Raw genomic sequence first — 251 nt, 5'->3', positions numbered from 1 at the left:
GCCGGGGGTTTGGGGGGGGGGGGGGTTGGGACCTCGAGGCCGACCTCAAGGCCTGGCAGAGGCGCTACCCGGGGAACGAGGAGAAGGCGAGGAGCCTCCTCAAGGCCCTCAAGCGCCCCGAAGGGGTGAACCCCGTCACCCTCGTCGTGGACGACGCCACGGGCCTCACCCCCAGTGTGGTCCCCTGGCTGGTGGCCTTCGCCGAGGTGGCCACCCTGGTCCTGGCCGTCCACCCGGAGACCCTAAGGAAG

General features: G+C 71.7%; 1 pseudogene. It reads left to right on the top strand.

The annotated features are described in order from the left end of the window. Positions 1-251, top strand: a pseudogene (locus ACYQ0J_RS00175) (ATP-binding protein); the annotation flags it as partial.

Source organism: Thermus sp. FJN-A (assembly GCF_054655095.1).
This window is presented reverse-complemented; position numbering and strand designations above follow the sequence as displayed.